This window comes from Fodinisporobacter ferrooxydans (assembly GCF_022818495.1).
Lineage (GTDB): Bacteria > Bacillota > Bacilli > Tumebacillales > MYW30-H2 > Fodinisporobacter > Fodinisporobacter ferrooxydans.
The window spans coordinates 86317-103352 of sequence record NZ_CP089291.1; the positions used below are offsets into that span (position 1 = coordinate 86317).

The following is a 17036-nucleotide window of genomic DNA, read 5'->3' on the forward strand; positions in this document are numbered from 1 at the left end:
GAAGTCGCGAGATTCCTGCTTCATCGAAGACCGCATTCCTCGCGGAATGTCTTACATCTTCTCCACAGGCTCACCCCGTAGTTCCTACGGTGTTTACTTAGCCAAAGCGTTTTATGCAGACTCTTGCAAGATGCGAAGCCCTTCTTCTTTGATATTTCGTGCCGCATTTTGATCTCTATCGTGTTCGCACCCACAGTTTGCACAGACCCATACTCGATCTGACAGGCTTAACATGACATGCTTCTCTTTGCAATCATTACATAGTTTGCTGGATGGAAAAAAACGATCTACAAACACCACTCGTTTGTTGCCCCAATTTGCTTTGTATACCACAAATTGTTTAAACATTCCCCAACCAACATCGGCAATGCTACGTGCCAGCTTACGATTTCGAATCAATCCAATTCCGTACGCCTAGAAGCAAGTACTGGTGCTGGTTTGCGTAAGGGGTCAACGCCATTATGACAATCGTCGCATTCACATCCAACTGCCCCATGTGAAAGCTTAACCATCGATGAAGCCAGCCAACGTTTGCCGCCTTGTGAAAACTCTCTGCGGCAACGATTGCATGTAAAAGGAAAGAGAGAATCGTGTTCCTGCCATAGTACCTGTTGCACCTTGTTGCCCCGGAATCCTTGAAATGCTCTTGGCATTGATTAACACCTTCTTTTAAGCATATAGTTCATTGGGGTTTACTTTTGGTTTTGCTAAGCTGATTGCCGTTTCTAATGCATCACATATATCGTCATGCGCCGCATTGGCAGAATATGTAACAAGTTGCTCATATGTTTTCTTAAATTTCTGATGTATTTTTCTGTTTGGCAATCTGGTCTGATCAATATATGCAGGCTCGCCGTCTAAAGCTTCACGTAAATACACTTGACCATTCTCAAAGTAGGGTGACATGTTCATGATCCGTGTGTACTTGTCTCCACGATGGTCAAATCCTTTAACCGGTATGAGCGCGTCTTTTACCACCTGTTGCTTTAAAGCCCGCTGATATGCCACCGTTTCAATTCCCACACGCTCCGGTAGCCATTCCTGATATTTTGATATCACCATTTTCGGTTGCTCGGTGAACTCTAAATGACCATGCCACACATCAAGCAGAAGGATCTTATATGTTGGTGTTACTCCGATTGTAAAGTCTACAAAGTCATCAGCTGACTCTTTGGTACTAATCGCCGGATCCACACCCTGCCAGATCGTCATTGGTTCACCCATAAAGTACCAACGCTCTTCTTCAGCATTGAATGATATTTGATTCTTGGAATACCATTTAATCCAGTAAGCCTTAAAAGCACCGCCTTCAAGATCTTGTGGGCGTTGCTGATACAATGGATTCCATTCATAACTTCCGATCGATGCGCGAATAGAATAATAACGCTTTAAAGGGAACTTTTCCGGCCACAGAGGATCTCCTTCACTTCGTCCAAGGATATCATCATCACCTTCGGCCAATGCTGGAAAACTTACGATCTCCCAATCTTCAGCGTATTCATCTCCAGATTCCATCGATGCAATTAAACGACCGGTTAGATCCTCTGGATGCCACCTGGTTTGAATCACGATAATGGCTCCATCTGATTCTAAACGGGTATAGGCCGTAGAAGTGAACCATTCCCATACTGCCTCACGCATCACAGGAGAATTTGCTTCTTTGCGATCCTTATGTGGATCATCGATGATTAGAATATTGGCTCCTTTACCAGTCATGGAACCACCCACACCAGCACAACCATAACCACCAGTAAGCTTTTCGCCAGTTTTCGAGTTTTCTAATCCCCACTCTTCAACTGCTTTTGAATCACTCGCTAGTCTTAGATTAAATATCTTAGTCCCTTGCTCATCAATTTGCTGCCTTGTTTGCCGGCTAAATTTTTTAACCAAGCTGAAGCTATAGGATGCCGTCATTACACGATGATCAGGATGCCTACCTAAGTACCAGGCAGGAAAATGAGCTGTTGCCGATTGGCTTTTAAAATGTCGAGGAGGCATCGATACAAGCAATCGTTTGATTTCGCCGCGTTCCACCTGCATGAGTTTCTGATCCAAAATCAGTTGGTGTTTTGCATCCCAAGCCCACGAATATCTAGGTGAAACATAATGTTTATATCCGGTTAAATTAGCCCTTGCTGCCCCTATTTTCCAAACTTCGTCCGAAAATTGTAGCGACAAGTTCTGGATTTGATTCGATGATGGATTGAGTAATGTTGTATTGTTGTTCATTACTTAAATTCTCACCACCGCTTAGTCCTTTTTGTTCAAGTTCTATACGCAAGCGTTCCTTGGCAATTTCGATTTTTTCTAATTCGTTAAGATAACTCAATTTGTCACGTATTGCTTTATTTTTACGCTCGGTTGTCCTAGTTAAAGCCTCTTCATGTTTTAACAAATCATCGATTACACGGAATTCATTTTCGGTAATCTCTGTAACCACAAGTTCATCTTTTTTAAAAGGAACTGAAGTGGTCGAACCTGAATATTCATCATACACGGTACCAATGTCTTTAATGGACATTCGCTCTTTCAATACCTTACGCTGCTTTTCAGTAAGTCCCTCTTGCAGCTGTCGGATCCTCAACATAATCTGTTGTTCTCTGAACGAATACAGTATGATGATATCATCGAGTTGTTTTAGAGGATCGACATTCACCCTCTCAATCGCTTCAGCTTGTTCCGGAGTTAATGCGTCCATCCATAAAGATTGATACTCACCTGTTTTAACAGCATTCGTGTTATGAACAGGAGCAGCTCCACCCCGATTTCCAACAGCATTTTTATTTCCGATAGGAGCTCCACCACCGATATTGCCAACGGCGTTCTTATTTCCGATAGGAGCACCCTTTTTCTTCTCATTAGTAACGTTACCTTTGGATTCAATAGTAACGTTACCATTCAAACGATCATCCCATTTGTCTTGGTTTTTCCACTTGCGAATTTGAATATCAGACAGTCCTAGCTCAGCAGCTATATCCTTTAACAGCTTTTTGCCGCCGGATGCTTGCCATATATCAAATGCTTTACCACGATCAGGACTTCTTGCGCGGGCCATTACATGATCACCCACCTCCGAAATAAAAGAACAGCCAATGGAGGCTGTTTTAAATTAATCAATGCTTTTGCTCAACTTTCTCATATGTAGCTTCAAATATATCTGGCTTGCATGGATATTTCTCACCTTTTACGCCGGTTATTATGTAATCACCTGGTGAAACTTCCATGTCACCTTCTAACGTACTGATATAATACTTTCCGTTCGGTTCAACCCATTTCTTTAATCCATCAAACACAATATCTCCACCCGGATTTACACCATCTATGTGTTTGCCAGGAAACCATTGTTCAGCTTCAACAACGACAGGTTTTTTACGATACTTTGCCATTTCAATTACCCTCTTCCGAAAATTGAAAAAGCCACTCATTTGAGTGACTTTGAACTATGACCCATTCTTTTGTGTAGCGAGTTTAAACAGTTGCTTGTTATTTGTATCTAACGAGAGATTGACTAAGTGATCTTTTATCAAATCGTCAGCTACCTTCGAATTAACCACGCTTGCAAACTCAATATCACTCTCACATACCCACCAACTATCTTTTCGTTGCGGAACCCGAACGCAATAGTTTTGGAAATGGTCAATGTGTCGATCGACGACCTGCACTATTCCAGCAGAATTTATAGGCAATCCTAAATTTAATGTATCAGCTATAATTACCACTTCATTCCCGGGCTTAAATTTCATGGATAATCCCTCTTCCCATTCGCAACTAAAGGAATTTCAGTATTAATTACCAAATATTCGCTAGTGTTTAAGTTTGTTTTCAGTGATGTCCGATCCAACCGCCAATACGATGGCAAAGCACGTCACGCCCTCTAATTTCCTTCATGAAGCGACATTTATAACATATTTTAGTGTCAATCGATCTGCCTGTTTCTGGGCATTTACCTGATATACGTTCTCTCTGCTGCTTATAAAAATTTCTCCAGTAGGCATCATCACGTTTGATAGCTTCCCGTTCCTTCTGTGTTAAATGAAACGTCCCTTTCCCAACGCAATCACTCCCTGGAAAAAAATAATAAGCACCCAAAAGGATGCATTTGACTTACCCATATCTAATATTTTGGTGAACTCGGCTAATTGCCAAATCCTTAGTTGCAGTGAGAGTTTGCAGGCTGTTTTAAAAATGAGTTACACATTCACGCAAAATGGTGAATTTATATTTTAAATCGCTTCAACGCTTGGTCCATCGTGTCCTGATTAATGCCGATGTAACGTAAAGTAATGCTCGGCGATGAGTGATTAAAAATCTCCTGCAGCAATGCCACATCTTTTGTCTGCTGATAAAAATGGTACCCAAACGTCTTTCGTAACGTGTGAGTACCAATTTCCTCTAAACCGAATATATTTGCAATCTCATTCAACATCTTATATGCTCGACTGCGGCCAATCGGTTTGTTCTTACCTTGTCTGCTTCGTATGAGATATTGATGATCATCTTTACCTTCGATGAATGATTTAAGTTCTCGTTTTAATATCGGGCTAATTTGAATACGTTTTTGTTTACCTGTTTTGGTTTCACGTAAGCTGATATGAGATCCCTTCATGTCGCCAACTTTAAGTTTGAGAATGTCCGATATCCGCAGGCCTGTATAAATACCAACAAGAAACATAATGTAATTGCGCTCATTCGTTTTCTTAAGATAACGTTTGATCTCATCCAAAGTATCCGTATCGCGAATCGGCTGCACGAAGTTCACTCATATCACCTCGCTTCCAAATAAAAAAATCGCCGCATATAGTGACTTTACTACTATTTATAAAACAAAAAGAAGTGGATCACCCTTGAATCGGAAGCTAAGTGATCTACTTCTTTCTAACAATTGAATCATTACGTTTTAAGATGCCGGTGAGGATTTGCACCTTACATAAGGGCTTTTTCGCTTGGATCTCGGTTCCTCGGGATTTCCGCCCGTTCCCTTACCGCGCCCGTTGCCATTATATTTTGGGCGTGGACAGCAGTGCGCACTCACTGGTTCCTAGGTTCTTTCATCCTCTCAAAAGGAATCCTAGTGGCTGTTAATTCAGCTCGTACTGAATGGCCCAGTCTTCATCCTCTCACACCTAGCGTCTACCTTTTCCGCCACAGCATCCAATGCTATTATATCACAAAAAGCATCTCTCCCCACCATAGAGATGCTTCGCTTCCTACCAAAGCTCAGGAAGCACCCGTTCACCGGCCCCAAACACCGCTGGTGAACTTGGCATTCACTTTTTACTGCCCAGCCTGCTTTTGCGTTGTAACACGCAATGGCTATGATATGCGCAAGTAAGCATGAATATGTCGGCAGTACAATAAATCAGGCGCCCGTATGGACGCCATCAGAAAGGGGTTAGGATCATCGGTGAAATCTTCGACACTATCATCATACCACGCCCTATATTGTTTTTTACCCACACGTTTCTGCCATATTTACCATCACTTTTCTTTCACTTCCCTGCCATTATTTTTGCTCATGCATGACCTCAATCCTTAAACTAAACGCTAATTTGTAAATTGCCCTTGCCTTCACACGATAATATTTTCGTTCACTTAAAGATAATTCTGTAGCCACGCAATAATCTGGAATTTCGTCTTGTTCGAGATATTTCTTTGTGATAATCTTTCTTTCCAATGGTCCAAGACGACCTACGGCGCGTTCCACCTGCTCCACGACCTGACGACGATGTTCATACTCATCAACGTTATAGACTGCAGCTTCCTCCACTGCGCTACGGTTGTTGTTTTGCCCGTGGATAAAGTCTGCATCCGTCCGGGGAAAGGAATGGCTAACAGGCGGCATACGCGGAACAAACCCTACCTCTTTGTAGAATCTCGCGGTCTCTAATGCACGTTCTACAGCATCTCTCGTAGCTTGTCGATCGATCTCCGGCAACTCAAAACTTAATTGTTGAACCATTGCAATCCCTCCCTTTTGTCCTTTATGACTTGTTACTCGCGCTAAATCCCTCGTATTTCACGCACCTCGGAAACATACACGCCCAGACCGTACCGCTCTTTGCTGATCCCCAACAACAACCCTTACAATGCACCGGCACTTTAACTTCAACCTTGATCTCCCGTTGAATCTTCACTGCATCACCCCGCTTAAATAAAAAGGACGCCAGCAGCCGTTTGGCTTTCTAGCGTCCTCCGGTTTTCCGGTCAGACTACCTTATGCTTTTCCGATCTCTCCACCTGTATCAGTCGGCCATCTTGGTATGTTAGGATCAGACTTCCATATCGCGGTGGAACAATCTCCTTTTCAAGTGCGGTACCAGGATTGATGACCACCGATTTATCGCTCATGATGACTTGGTTTGCTTTTATAACCATGCGATTCACCTCACAATTCAGTTTCTATCCATCGAACGCATACAGATGCTACGTGTATCAGTTCATCACGTAATTCTTTCATACTCATCAAGATTGGAGCTGATGAATTGTGATTGTTTCTACATGACTGGTTAAGCTCATATACCGCTCGAGCGACTTCTCCAAACTCTTCCGCTAATACCGCTAATCCGTGATCAATACCATACCAGTCGGGATGCAACTCGTTTTGTCGATCACGTTCTTTGTTGATACGATCGAATATTTCCTGTCGTGTCAATCCTCTCTCCTTCTTTCTTCAATCGCGCTTCCAGATATGCAATCCAAGCGTCCTTCGTCTCGATCTCAAGCGCATCCACTACTAGTAATCTAGCTTCTTCTAATTCTCGTAACTTTTTGGCACCAAGGATGCCTACCGCTTTTTCTCTTGCTGTTAACACTGCTTATCCTCGCGATCTATTTCACGTTTTTTATAACAATATGGGCATGGTGGAAAATATTCATAATTACACAAGCAGCGGTATGCAGTTTCTATCTGTTTATTCGTATATTGTGGTTCCTTACCATTCATTGGCATTGATCTCACACTCCTCGCATAAATTGATTTGCCGCCGATCCTCGTCACCCTTGCGCATGCGGCCACACTTTAAACAGATGTACATTTTGGAACTCCCAGCGCTTTGCGTGCTATTCCTATTGCGTCTGAACGCCACTCTGCATTAGCAATATCCTTCAAGACTCCATTTAACCGTTCCACTTCTTCCAGCAGCTTCGGAATATCTTCTCTTGCGTGTGAGATGAAACGTGCATCCTCTATGTATAATCCAGACGCGACAGTGACGTTCCCGTCATCCCCGAATACTGTGAATGAGCACTTTGTTTCCGCAGGAAACAAGTGCTCATTTGCACATTGGAACAGATTACCGCTATTTTAATGCCGCCTCAATTTGCTAAACTTTTTGCAAATTATAAGGGCGGTGTTTCGAGTGATTATTACCCATCATTTTCCAGTTGATCTTCCCTGTTATTTTCAGCTCGGCAGGGCCAATAATTTCCCTGTGATTGAATCTTGCCCGATTTGTAAGTCCCAACAGAAGTTAAAACGCCATGGTTTTTATAACCGCTACGCGATCGAGACCGATGCAGAATATCGGATTCCCATTTGCCGTTACAAATGTCCGAATCCCAAATGTAACAAAACATTCGCTATTCTTCCGGATTTTCTGCTTCCCTACTTTCAGAACACGCTCTCTTCCATCTTGCAGACCTTACAACTATTCTGGGCTTATTGTGTACTGCTATTTAGCCGCCAGTTAGTTTGTTTTTACCGGAAACGGTTGATGGCCAAAAGCAAAATCATCGAGATGTTCTTTCGTCTTGAGGGGAACAAACAGATCTTCCCAGAAGATCCCATAGAAAAAGCCATAATGCTTCTGAATATGATTGAAACTCTCCCCAGAGTCACCTTCATTCGAAAGTGGCACAATCATTACATTAGCAGCTTTATGGCACATTCATTTTATCACGGATCACCCGTGGCCAAAACAGAATAATGTTTCCACATACCTTTTTCCTCGTCAGGGACCGTGTACGGGTTTTATAATGCATCGTAATGGTTAGCCGGCTAGCCTTCGAAAAGGAAGAACGAGAAAGCGCGCCAGTTCTTTCCAATTTAGACAATGGGAGGCTACTTAACCAATGGATGAACAAAACCGGGAACGCGTGGCCCTTTTTCGCTATGGGATCATCGCTCCCTTGCTCAATGAACAGGTGGATCGCGCCACATATTTGGCTGAGGTGTCTGCCAAAACCCACGAAGTCCCTTACTATGGTTCCAAAGAATTTACACCCAAGACAATCTTAGCTTGGCTAAGGCAATATCGCCGTAATGGTTTTGACGCGTTAAAGCCCCAGGCACGTTCGGATCGAGGACAATCCCGATCGTTATCCGGTGAATTACAGCTGCACTTGGTATCCCTGCGTAAAGAAAATCAAGGAATGCCAGTGACGGTGTTTTATGACCAATTGGTGCAACAAGGAGAGATTTTACCGCAGGATGTATCTTATACCTCTATCTATCGCTTACTGAAAAAGGAGGGATTGCTGGGGAAGGGGATAGTGCGTTCGCCCGAACGAAAACGGTTTTCTCATGATACGGTCAATATGCTCTGGCAAACCGACCTGTCAGATGGGCCATATCTTCGTACAGGCGACAAAAAAATCAAGACGTATTTAATTGCGGTGATCGATGATTGCTCTCGCCTATGCACATTTGCGCAATTTGTCCCATCCGAGAAATTTGACGGGCTACGCACAGTCTTGAAAGAAGCTTTGCTTCGCAGAGGCATTCCCAAGATGCTGTATACCGACAACGGCAAGATCTTTCGTTCCGATACGCTGCATTTGGCTTGTGCAGAATTAGGCATACACCTCCTGCACACGCAGCCCTATGATGCCGCTAGCAAAGGGAAAATAGAACGCCTGTTCGGAACGATTAAGACGCGTTTCTATTCGCTGTTAAAAGCAAAACCGGCTTCTTCATTGGAAGAACTGAATGAACGGTTTTGGAAGTGGTTGGAGGAAGACTACCATCGCAAGCCACATTCTTCTCTCAATGGAAAAATGCCGCTCGAAGTGTACTTGTCCCAGATTGATCAAGTACGGATGGTCGACGACCCTGCCAAATTAGATCCTATCTTTCTTAAACGGGAGAATCGAACTGTCAAACATGACGGAACGTTTTCGCTCAATAACCAGCTGTATGAAGTTCCCGAGCGATTTATAGGTCAAAAGATCGAGATTCGTTACGATGAACAAGGCGTGCATATCTATGAGGACGGGAAACCAGTCGCTCGCGCTTCTGAAGTGAATTTTCATGATAATGCTCATGTAAAACGAAAACGACCCGCCATCTCCTTCGCTGATATGCAAGGGATGGACAGGAAAGGAGAAGATAGGGAATGATCATGGCATTCTATTCCCTTTCCAAAATCCCTTTTGCCAAGGAAACCAAAGGTATGTCGCCCTATACTTCCCGTTCCTTTCAAGAAGCAATGGGATGTTTAACCTACATGAAGCAGGTTCGCGGCATGGCACTTGTTGTCGGCGACCCGGGAGCCGGTAAAACCTACGCCTTGGGTGCATTTGCCGAAGGCTTGGGCCAATCGCTCTACAAGGTCATCTATTTCCCGTTGTCTACAGGAACAGTAACTGACTTTTACCGTGGATTGGCCTTCGGCCTAGGAGAACAGCCACAAAGTCGGAAAGTGGATCTGTTTCGCCAAATCCAACAGGCGATTAGCCGTTTGTTCTACGAACAAAAGATTACGCCGGTTTTCATCCTTGACGAGATGCAAATGGCCAAAGATGTCTTTTTACAAGATTTGAGCCTGCTCTTTAATTTTCACATGGATACCCAGAATCCTTTTGTCCTTCTTATATGCGGCTGGCCTTACTTACGGGACCGTCTGTCGTTAAACCCACATAGATCCTTATCCCAGCGGCTTTTGGTTCGACATCAGGTCGAGCCGCTGGATAAGGAAGAGGTCAAGGGATATATGGAGCATCACCTTGCCTATGCCGGGGCGAAATATCCGATTTTCACGGAAGACGCAATAGAAGCTGTTAGTGCCTGTTCCAATGGATATCCACGCCTGATTAATTTATTGGCTATGCACGCCCTATTATATGGCAGCCAAAACAAAAAAGAACAGATCGATGCCGAAGTCATCCGGATCATCGCCCCGGAGTGCGGTCTGGCATTGAGATAGCTTGGATGGCTTAGAACGAGTCAAAGGGGACAACCCTGATCCCCAAATATTCTCAGGAAAGGAAAGAATCATGATGACCCGAACCCAAAAACCAGGAATCCTCGTCTATTGTCCTGCCAAGGAACGCTGGCAAATCCAAAAGATAGACCATTCTTACGACCTTCACTGCGGCGATTGTTTCGAGATTAAGGTAGGCTATGAGTATATCCCTTGTAGAATAGAACTTGGCTGTGAATGGCTGTTATACCTTCGGGAAACTCGATTTTATTTACATCCAAAACAGAAATACGAAGTGAAAGTCGATTAACAAAGAGTGACAAGTGATTACTTCTTAGACCCAGTAGAAAGGCAATAGCTAAATGCTATTGCCTTTCTACTGGGTGCAACAAGCGATAGCGCGTTAGGAAAAAAGCAAACTTGATCACGTATTAGACGAGTATATAGGGAATGAACGATTTGAACAAGAGCGGAATTGGGATAAAGTGTAGTTGAAGTAGGATGGATTGGATAATAGTGGAATGAAATACTCGCCAGAAGACCGCGAAAGCGTGCAAATTTTTTAATCATTGGCTAATTTATTCTGAAAAAGGGGCCTAAAATCTTTCGATATGGGACCTAAATAATTTGCAAATCCTAAGCCGATTTATTGTGCAAATTCACACGAATACACGTAAGCCACCTTGGTACGCATAATTGTGGTTTGTATGCCACGAACCCGGCGTAGCTTTGGCACATCGTTCGCGAATTTCTTTCAGTTCATCTTTTGTCATTTGTTGTCACCCTCCAATGCTTCAGTGGCAATTTCTACAGCACCACAATAGCCTCTATAATCATCACAACAATGTCTAAAGCTAGAAATTTGCTTTAATACTTGCTGTAATCGTTCGTTTTCTGCTTTTAACCGTTTCACTTCCGCTGCCAACCTCGGCACATCTTCGCGTGCATGCGATATGAAAATGTCGTCATTATTAGCGGAACAAATATCAATGATTAAATCCGGTTTTTCTTGATAGGCATAATCACCAGCTATGATCACTTTCGTTCCTTCGTTGCCATGAAGCATCCACGGCCCTGGCGTAGCCGCCTCACACCGTGCCAGTATCTCATTCAATTCCTGATCCGTTATAGGTTTATGTTCGCTCATGCCGTCACATCCTTTCGCTCAAATTCGATTTCAACACGTGGTTTTGCTCTATAAATCTCAAAGTCTATGATCTGTGGCAACACATATGAGTAAATTAATCTTCCTCCCACCCTATAATCAAACCACTGAATTTACAAATCTCTTTGTATTCTTTTTTACATATCAACTCAATACGTACATTTGGGAAATATTTCTTCATTCGGTCTAATTTAGTCCGACTTTTTTGATCCATATAACCTTTAACTTCCCAATAATACGAATCTGAATCTTCTGTATCCCATATCTTAAAATCAGGAGTATACGAACGAGTTCCTCGTTTAATCTTTTCAAACCAAAAAGTATCTGGTTCATATTCCCATTTATAAATTTTCTTTTGATCTTTAAGGAAATTTAAATAGCGTGCAACGTTTGCTTCCCAGCGACTTCTTACATACATGCCGATATCATCACGAAATCCAGAATGTGCTCTCGATCTTATTGATTCAGGCCTTTCTCTTGCTCTTTTTACCGCTGATTTAGATGCTCTATCGCTAATTTCTTGCCTAAACTCTTCTGAATTTACAATATGTTCCGGATTATTCCACATTCTTTTTGATGATTCAGAAATATTTTCTCTTGCTTTTAATCCGTGAGTATGGCCTTTAAAGCCCCTTGGATGTTCATGTGTCTCAAACCATTCTTTTCGGATGTCTTTTAATAACTCGATGGTTTCTTGCGAATGAGGCCTGCTTTGTTCGCAAAGCCCTAATTCCCAAGCTCTACAAGCTATGGAATTCTTTGATCTTTTCATTGCTTTTGCAATTTTATTTAGATCTATCGGTTTACCATTCAAGCTTTCATATAAAGATCGCAATTTTCCATCTTCCGCTTTAGTCCATCGCACTAAGTTAATAAATCCTAATTTGTGACATTTGCTTCTGACGGAATTTCTTGTTCTGCCTAATTTTTGCGAAAGTTCAATATGATCCATTGACTTATAATTAGATTTTAAAAATTCAATTTCTTTTTCAGTCCATCTTCCTAGCATATCTATCACATCACATCCTACTACCGCTATTATCGTTGAAATTACGGTACATATGATTCTGACTTGGAGGCAACGGGAGAATGAGACGATTCATTCTCCATCAACTATTAATGCTTGACGTGCTATTTTGTAAAAATCACGGTAAGAATCTGCTTTATCCCAGATTTTCAAAATTCCCAATAGCGCTTCACTTAACCGTTTAATTTCCGCTTGTGCCTGTTCAAGTTGTTTTTCCAATTTCACAATATAATCACAAGTGACACAAACATATCCGTTATCTGTAAATACGACGAAATCATCGTTCGTTAGCATCTTATTGCACTGATAACATTTAGTCCCTGACCACGGTAATAAAGCCATTATTCCAACTCCTTATCGAGTCCATCTTTTATTGATTTTTGCTTTAAACAATAGAATGTCTTTGTCGTAACTGTATACTGTAAACCCCATCACCTTTTCAGCAACCAACGCATCCCGTTCCCACTCCGTCATCTCCGACCATTTTTTCACTTCTCAACCCTCCATTCCGCAGCTGCAGCTAAATGACCCAGACTGATGTCATAGTACGGCTTTGCACACTGCGGCTTTTTGACAACAACCGCCGAACCTTTAGGCTTGTCCAACATTGCTTGAAGCTGCTTTCGTTTCCTCGCTGAACGTGTCGCCATACGATCACTCCGTTTCAGGTAAATGTGTCAGAGTAAAACTGCCGCTTCCAACATCTAAAAGGTTCTCATCCGTTATGCAGATCGTACAAACGATTTCACCATGATCTACATCTTCAGAGTCTTCAACACCGAATGTCACATTGCATTCTGAGCAATGATACAGATGCATATCAAACTGTTCCATAATCCATCATTCTCCCTTCTACATCACATCGAAAATGCCAACTGTCCAGGCGCTGTTTGTTTATATCGTTCAAACGAAATCGCACTTCCGGATCCCGGACACAACTCCGGTAAATTTACACGAACTAAATGTTCGGCAAACGGTGGTGGAACTGAATTTCCGCATCTTGCAACTTGTGCTGACTTTGGATATGCTTTTCCGTCAGCATCTCGATCGATGATGTAATTGCTTGGAAAACCTTGAGCTGCAAACAATTCATGTGGTTCTAGCATTCTCATGCCTATATCAACAATTTGATAGTCTTGTCCGTGAATTGTTACTAACCCGAACCGATCCTTTGTTGGAATCGTATGTAATGGTTCGGTTAGCACTTGCCCTTCTCCGGTGCCGTAATATTTTACAAGAAACGCTCTTACTTCTCCGAAATGTAACCCGCCAGCTGTTATAGTCTGTATTGGATTGGTAACTGGTTGTCCGATGTTGTCACCTTTCATCTTGACCAAATGCGAAGTTACAAGTGCATATCGATTCGATGTATCCAAAGTCATTATGGGTTTATCTAAAACCTGACCGCGAACTTCATGATTTGCTGTTTCGCTATGATACTGTGCAAGGAAAGCAACAACTTCACCAGAATGGTCATTCGCTTTCCAAGTAACTGGAGCGATAAAAGGCTTTGGATTGTTAATGATAAATTTCCATAAACCTCGTGCAATTCGCCGTAATGTTTTATCGACTAGCGGTTTTTTCCGTTCAAAGATACTTGGACACGGAATCGACCAATCAATAATCTCGGCTGCTGTATGCCAAGGGTTAAGTTTTCCTGTTTTCACTGCTATACTTTCCGGATCTCCATGAGTTGGTTCAGGCCATATGATTGGACGACCATCACATCTCGCTATTAAAAAGAATCGTTTCCGGATAGTTGGCGCTCCGTAATCCGAAGCGGTCAATTCATTCCAATCAACCTTATATCCTTGCCGTTTCAGTGCATTAACGAATACATTGAACGTTCGTCCTTTTTGTTTCTTATCCGGAAATCCATCAGCAGTTAGCGGTCCCCATTCTTGAAATTCAACAACATTCTCCAACATAATTACCCTCGGCTGTACGGTTGCTCCCCACCGAACACCAACCCATGCTAGACCTCGTACGTTGTTATCTCTTGGTTTGCCGCCCTTGGCTCTACTATGATGTTTGCAATCCGGTGAGAACCAACAGAGTGCAACCTGACGGCCTTTTACAACCTCGCGCGGATCGACATCCCAAACAGATTCGCAGTAATGTTTTGTTTCCGGGTGATTGGCACGATGCATTGCAATGGCAGCTGGATCATGATTGATAGCAATATCAACGCTGCGCCCGATTGCCAGTTCTATGCCGGTACTTGCTCCCCCGCCACCGGCGAACGAATCAACGATAATTTCATACACGCTGCTTCCCCTCCCGCGGCTCCCGATATCGTACGGACCATCCTGACATTGCAGGGACAATTTGAACCTGCTTATATTGCTGCTTTAATTGCTTACCGTATGCTATGGCTGCATTTTTATTTGGCAATGGCAATGTAGTAAACCAGCCAAAATCTTGTGTGACTTGCTTTCGATACGTATTCCTAGCCACGATTTCCGAACACTCCTTCGCGTCTAGGTTTGATTTTCTCTTTCCGTACTCGATCGATGATTAGGACTGCGATTTCATCGGTATCCCGATCTAACCTTCGAGACATCGCTTGGATCGAAATCCCATCTTCCCACATGCGCTCAACCCGTTCGATGTCTTTCATATCCCAGATGAAATCCATATCTTCCAACGCGATATACAGTTGCTTTCGTTCCTGCGTCATATGGCTGGTTGCAATGAGTTTGACAGGGTCTTGGTGATATCCGGATGCCCGTTTGGACGTTTTTCTTTCGGCTACCGCATTAGTCATCTTGGCATTCCCCTTCTTGAATCATATTTTCAAGAAAAATCCGTTCGATTTGCTCTTGTGTGAAAATGCCTTCGAGTTCCATGATCATCCCTCCAGTCGATAATTTAATTTCATGCCGGCCGCCTTTTCTTCTGGTGTAAGTTCCATAATCACTAAGAAATGTTTGCACATTTCGTAGATCCGCGACGCAATCGCCTGGTCAATGTCCATGAGTTGATCGACCGTTTTTTCAGAACTAACCATGATCGGCTTGTTGTTCAGGTACCGGTAATTGATCACCCCAAAGAATTGCTCCAGTTGGAAATCCGTTGGTGTTTTCCGACCTTTGAAAAGATCATCCCAGTATAAAACGTCAACGTTTTTCATGTATCCGATTTTTGTCTCCAGTTCATCCAAGTTGTCTTTTAGATTGTTAAAACCTTCGACGTGCGGAAAGTATAAAACGCTGATACCTTTCGTCAAGAGGTTGTTGCAAGCTGCCACTAGCAGATGTGTTTTTCCGGTCCCGGGAACACCAAGGAGCGCAATGCTGTTTTGCCGATCATACCGAACGTGATCAAACTGTCGATAATAGTTCGATGCGGTTTCATAGGCTCGCATCACACATGCCGGACGACCGTCTTTCAAGAAATTTTTGAATCCAAGTTTCCGCAGTTCGTCCGTCAGTTCGCTTGTTCGCATTAATCGCCGCGCCCGGCGTTGCTCCACACAATCACACATGCGCCAAATATCATTGTCGTTATCATCCTTCACAAGATAGCCCGCTTCATCGTTGCACTTTTTACAAAATATCGTCGCCGAGTTCGATTGGTTCATAGGCCTGTTGTTGCTGTTTTCTTCTAACCATTTCGTCGACGCTAAACGTGTCCGCTCGAGGATTGTTTGGAGATCGTCCATTGCGTTTACTCCTTTCATTGTCGAATTGCACAATTGAACCTCCAGGTTGTCCGCGTGATTTTTCTATTTCCAAACCTCGCTGGAACAGTTCATAAATCTTTGGCACGCAGTACGAAAATGTATTGATCCCGGCCCCTTCGTAGTGATCGAAGCTGTCGTTAATGCCGGAGATAATGATATCGATCGGCACTTTGTCTCTGTACAACTGAATTGCTTGTTGGAATGCTTTTCCCTTAGTTGCATAAGGTTTCCCCGTTCGAATTGTCATGTGAGCATCAATCGCCTCTAGCAATTCCTGTTCCCCGAAAAACTGTTCGTCGTGGGGGGATATAGGGGGGTTAGTAGTAGTAGTAGTATATTTCTTTAATATTTCTTTACGCGCCGCAGAGGACGCGCCAGAACTGGTCTCACGAGCATCGTCGGTTGGTATTTTACCAACTACCAAGTTGGTATTTTGCCAACTTTCGTCCGCTAAAGTTGGTATTTTACCAACCGTTTTTTCATCATGAGTTGGTATTTTACCAACTACCAAGTTGGTATTTTGCCAACTTTCGTCCGCTAAAGTTGGTATTTTACCAACCGTTTTTTCATCATGAGTTGGTATTTTACCAACTTCGTTTTGTGGTTCTGTTGGTAAATTGCCAACCCTTTCGCTATTCGTAACAGTTGGTGTTTTACCAACTCGGTCAGTAAGATTTCTTTTCAGTACCTCTGTCCACTTATCTCCATTGACCGATTTCAGGCTCACTCTCCACTGATCGTAGTCTTTGTTAAGTGTGATACGTTCACCATCGATGAAAATTACTTTTGCGTATTCAAGGTGTAGAAGTTCCTTCTTGATGTCTGACTTATGTACGCCGACCAATTCAAAATCAGAAGGTCGAAGGAGGGCACTTTTCTTTCCGCAACCATATGACATCCTAATAATCAGATCGAGTATGTTCCGCTGACGTTTCGAAAAATCCGTCTGCATAATCGAGCTGTAAAGTTCATTTGAAATTCGTGTATACTCGTCCGGTTGCGGGTTTGCCATGCTCTCCC

The 17036-nt window shown here is 43.0% G+C and carries 25 protein-coding genes; 4 read left to right on the forward strand and 21 right to left on the reverse strand.

From position 1 onward, the window contains the following. Nucleotides 1-111 precede the first annotated feature (111 nt). The 10 genes from LSG31_RS00515 to LSG31_RS00560 all read right to left on the reverse strand — a co-directional run bounded on the left by LSG31_RS00515 (nt 112) and on the right by LSG31_RS00560 (nt 6812). Complete coding sequence (locus tag LSG31_RS00515) at nt 112-399, reverse strand: RNA-guided endonuclease TnpB family protein (protein WP_347437500.1); 288 nt, start codon at nt 397-399, stop codon at nt 112-114. Then, a complete protein-coding gene (locus tag LSG31_RS00520) occupies nt 396-653 on the reverse strand; it encodes a hypothetical protein (RefSeq protein WP_347437501.1) in 258 nt (85 codons plus the stop codon). Before LSG31_RS00520 ends, LSG31_RS00515 begins: the two co-directional genes overlap by 4 nt. Nucleotides 654-669: 16 nt before the next feature. Next, nucleotides 670-2229: a phage terminase large subunit gene (gene terL / locus LSG31_RS00525; RefSeq protein ID WP_347437502.1), complete on the reverse strand. Its 1560-nt coding sequence runs from the start codon at nt 2227-2229 to the stop codon at nt 670-672. Then, entirely contained in the window at nt 2126-3055 is a 930-nt protein-coding gene (gene terS, locus LSG31_RS00530) for a phage terminase small subunit (RefSeq protein ID WP_347437503.1), read from the reverse strand. Before terS ends, terL begins: the two co-directional genes overlap by 104 nt. A gap of 58 nt (nt 3056-3113) precedes the next feature. Then, the gene (locus tag LSG31_RS00535; RefSeq protein ID WP_347437504.1) at nt 3114-3386 is read right to left on the reverse strand and encodes a hypothetical protein; all 273 of its coding nucleotides are present in this window, start codon (nt 3384-3386) and stop codon (nt 3114-3116) included. A gap of 54 nt (nt 3387-3440) precedes the next feature. Next, nucleotides 3441-3743, reverse strand: coding sequence for a hypothetical protein (locus LSG31_RS00540; protein WP_347437505.1), 303 nt, complete (start codon nt 3741-3743; stop codon nt 3441-3443). A gap of 473 nt (nt 3744-4216) precedes the next feature. Further along, entirely contained in the window at nt 4217-4759 is a 543-nt protein-coding gene (locus LSG31_RS00545; protein WP_347437506.1) for a site-specific integrase, read from the reverse strand. A gap of 744 nt (nt 4760-5503) precedes the next feature. Further along, nucleotides 5504-5959, reverse strand: a complete 456-nt coding sequence (locus tag LSG31_RS00550; RefSeq protein ID WP_347437507.1) for an ArpU family phage packaging/lysis transcriptional regulator — start codon at nt 5957-5959, stop codon at nt 5504-5506. A 245-nt stretch (nt 5960-6204) separates the two neighbouring features. After that, nucleotides 6205-6375, reverse strand: coding sequence for a DUF2292 domain-containing protein (locus tag LSG31_RS00555; protein ID WP_347437508.1), 171 nt, complete (start codon nt 6373-6375; stop codon nt 6205-6207). Nucleotides 6376-6608: 233 nt separating this feature from the next. After that, complete coding sequence (locus LSG31_RS00560) at nt 6609-6812, reverse strand: hypothetical protein (protein WP_347437509.1); 204 nt, start codon at nt 6810-6812, stop codon at nt 6609-6611. Between the two features lie 546 nt (nt 6813-7358). Here LSG31_RS00560 and LSG31_RS00565 point away from each other — a divergent pair. From LSG31_RS00565 to LSG31_RS23205, 4 genes are all read left to right on the forward strand, one after another. After that, entirely contained in the window at nt 7359-7925 is a 567-nt protein-coding gene (locus LSG31_RS00565; RefSeq protein ID WP_347435626.1) for a DUF6431 domain-containing protein, read from the forward strand. Nucleotides 7926-8070: 145 nt separating this feature from the next. Continuing rightward, on the forward strand, nt 8071-9336 hold the full coding sequence (locus LSG31_RS00570) for a DDE-type integrase/transposase/recombinase (RefSeq protein WP_347435625.1): 1266 nt from the start codon (nt 8071-8073) through the stop codon (nt 9334-9336). Continuing rightward, nucleotides 9333-10142, forward strand: coding sequence for an ExeA family protein (locus LSG31_RS00575; protein ID WP_347435624.1), 810 nt, complete (start codon nt 9333-9335; stop codon nt 10140-10142). Before LSG31_RS00570 ends, LSG31_RS00575 begins: the two co-directional genes overlap by 4 nt. 73 nt (nt 10143-10215) lie before the next feature. Then, nucleotides 10216-10449 (forward strand): DUF5348 domain-containing protein, encoded by a 234-nt coding sequence (locus LSG31_RS23205; RefSeq protein ID WP_430734216.1) that lies wholly within the window; start codon nt 10216-10218, stop codon nt 10447-10449. A 459-nt stretch (nt 10450-10908) separates the two neighbouring features. On the opposite strand, the gene LSG31_RS00580 is transcribed toward LSG31_RS23205, so the two are convergent. From LSG31_RS00580 to LSG31_RS00630, 11 genes are all read right to left on the reverse strand, one after another. Continuing rightward, nucleotides 10909-11286 carry a hypothetical protein gene (locus LSG31_RS00580; protein ID WP_347437510.1) on the reverse strand — a complete coding sequence of 126 codons (378 nt, stop codon included), beginning with the start codon at nt 11284-11286 and terminating at the stop codon, nt 10909-10911. Nucleotides 11287-11380: 94 nt separating this feature from the next. Further along, nucleotides 11381-12322, reverse strand: coding sequence for a PDDEXK family nuclease (locus LSG31_RS00585; protein WP_347437511.1), 942 nt, complete (start codon nt 12320-12322; stop codon nt 11381-11383). Between the two features lie 81 nt (nt 12323-12403). After that, nucleotides 12404-12673, reverse strand: coding sequence for a hypothetical protein (locus tag LSG31_RS00590; protein WP_347437512.1), 270 nt, complete (start codon nt 12671-12673; stop codon nt 12404-12406). A 12-nt stretch (nt 12674-12685) separates the two neighbouring features. After that, the gene (locus LSG31_RS00595; RefSeq protein ID WP_347437513.1) at nt 12686-12823 is read right to left on the reverse strand and encodes a hypothetical protein; all 138 of its coding nucleotides are present in this window, start codon (nt 12821-12823) and stop codon (nt 12686-12688) included. Beyond that, complete coding sequence (locus LSG31_RS00600) at nt 12820-12981, reverse strand: hypothetical protein (protein WP_347437514.1); 162 nt, start codon at nt 12979-12981, stop codon at nt 12820-12822. Before LSG31_RS00600 ends, LSG31_RS00595 begins: the two co-directional genes overlap by 4 nt. 4 nt (nt 12982-12985) lie before the next feature. Further along, the gene (locus LSG31_RS00605) at nt 12986-13165 is read right to left on the reverse strand and encodes a hypothetical protein (protein WP_347437515.1); all 180 of its coding nucleotides are present in this window, start codon (nt 13163-13165) and stop codon (nt 12986-12988) included. A gap of 23 nt (nt 13166-13188) precedes the next feature. Next, nucleotides 13189-14598, reverse strand: coding sequence for a DNA cytosine methyltransferase (locus LSG31_RS00610; protein ID WP_347437516.1), 1410 nt, complete (start codon nt 14596-14598; stop codon nt 13189-13191). Then, nucleotides 14591-14788, reverse strand: a complete 198-nt coding sequence (locus LSG31_RS00615; protein WP_347437517.1) for a hypothetical protein — start codon at nt 14786-14788, stop codon at nt 14591-14593. The genes LSG31_RS00610 and LSG31_RS00615 overlap by 8 nt, the downstream gene beginning before the upstream one ends. Beyond that, nucleotides 14781-15098, reverse strand: a complete 318-nt coding sequence (locus tag LSG31_RS00620; protein WP_347437518.1) for a helix-turn-helix domain containing protein — start codon at nt 15096-15098, stop codon at nt 14781-14783. The genes LSG31_RS00615 and LSG31_RS00620 overlap by 8 nt, the downstream gene beginning before the upstream one ends. A gap of 84 nt (nt 15099-15182) precedes the next feature. Continuing rightward, nucleotides 15183-15995 carry an ATP-binding protein gene (locus LSG31_RS00625; RefSeq protein ID WP_430734224.1) on the reverse strand — a complete coding sequence of 271 codons (813 nt, stop codon included), beginning with the start codon at nt 15993-15995 and terminating at the stop codon, nt 15183-15185. Further along, the gene (locus LSG31_RS00630; protein WP_347437520.1) at nt 15880-17028 is read right to left on the reverse strand and encodes a replication protein; all 1149 of its coding nucleotides are present in this window, start codon (nt 17026-17028) and stop codon (nt 15880-15882) included. The genes LSG31_RS00625 and LSG31_RS00630 overlap by 116 nt, the downstream gene beginning before the upstream one ends. Nucleotides 17029-17036 lie beyond the last annotated feature (8 nt).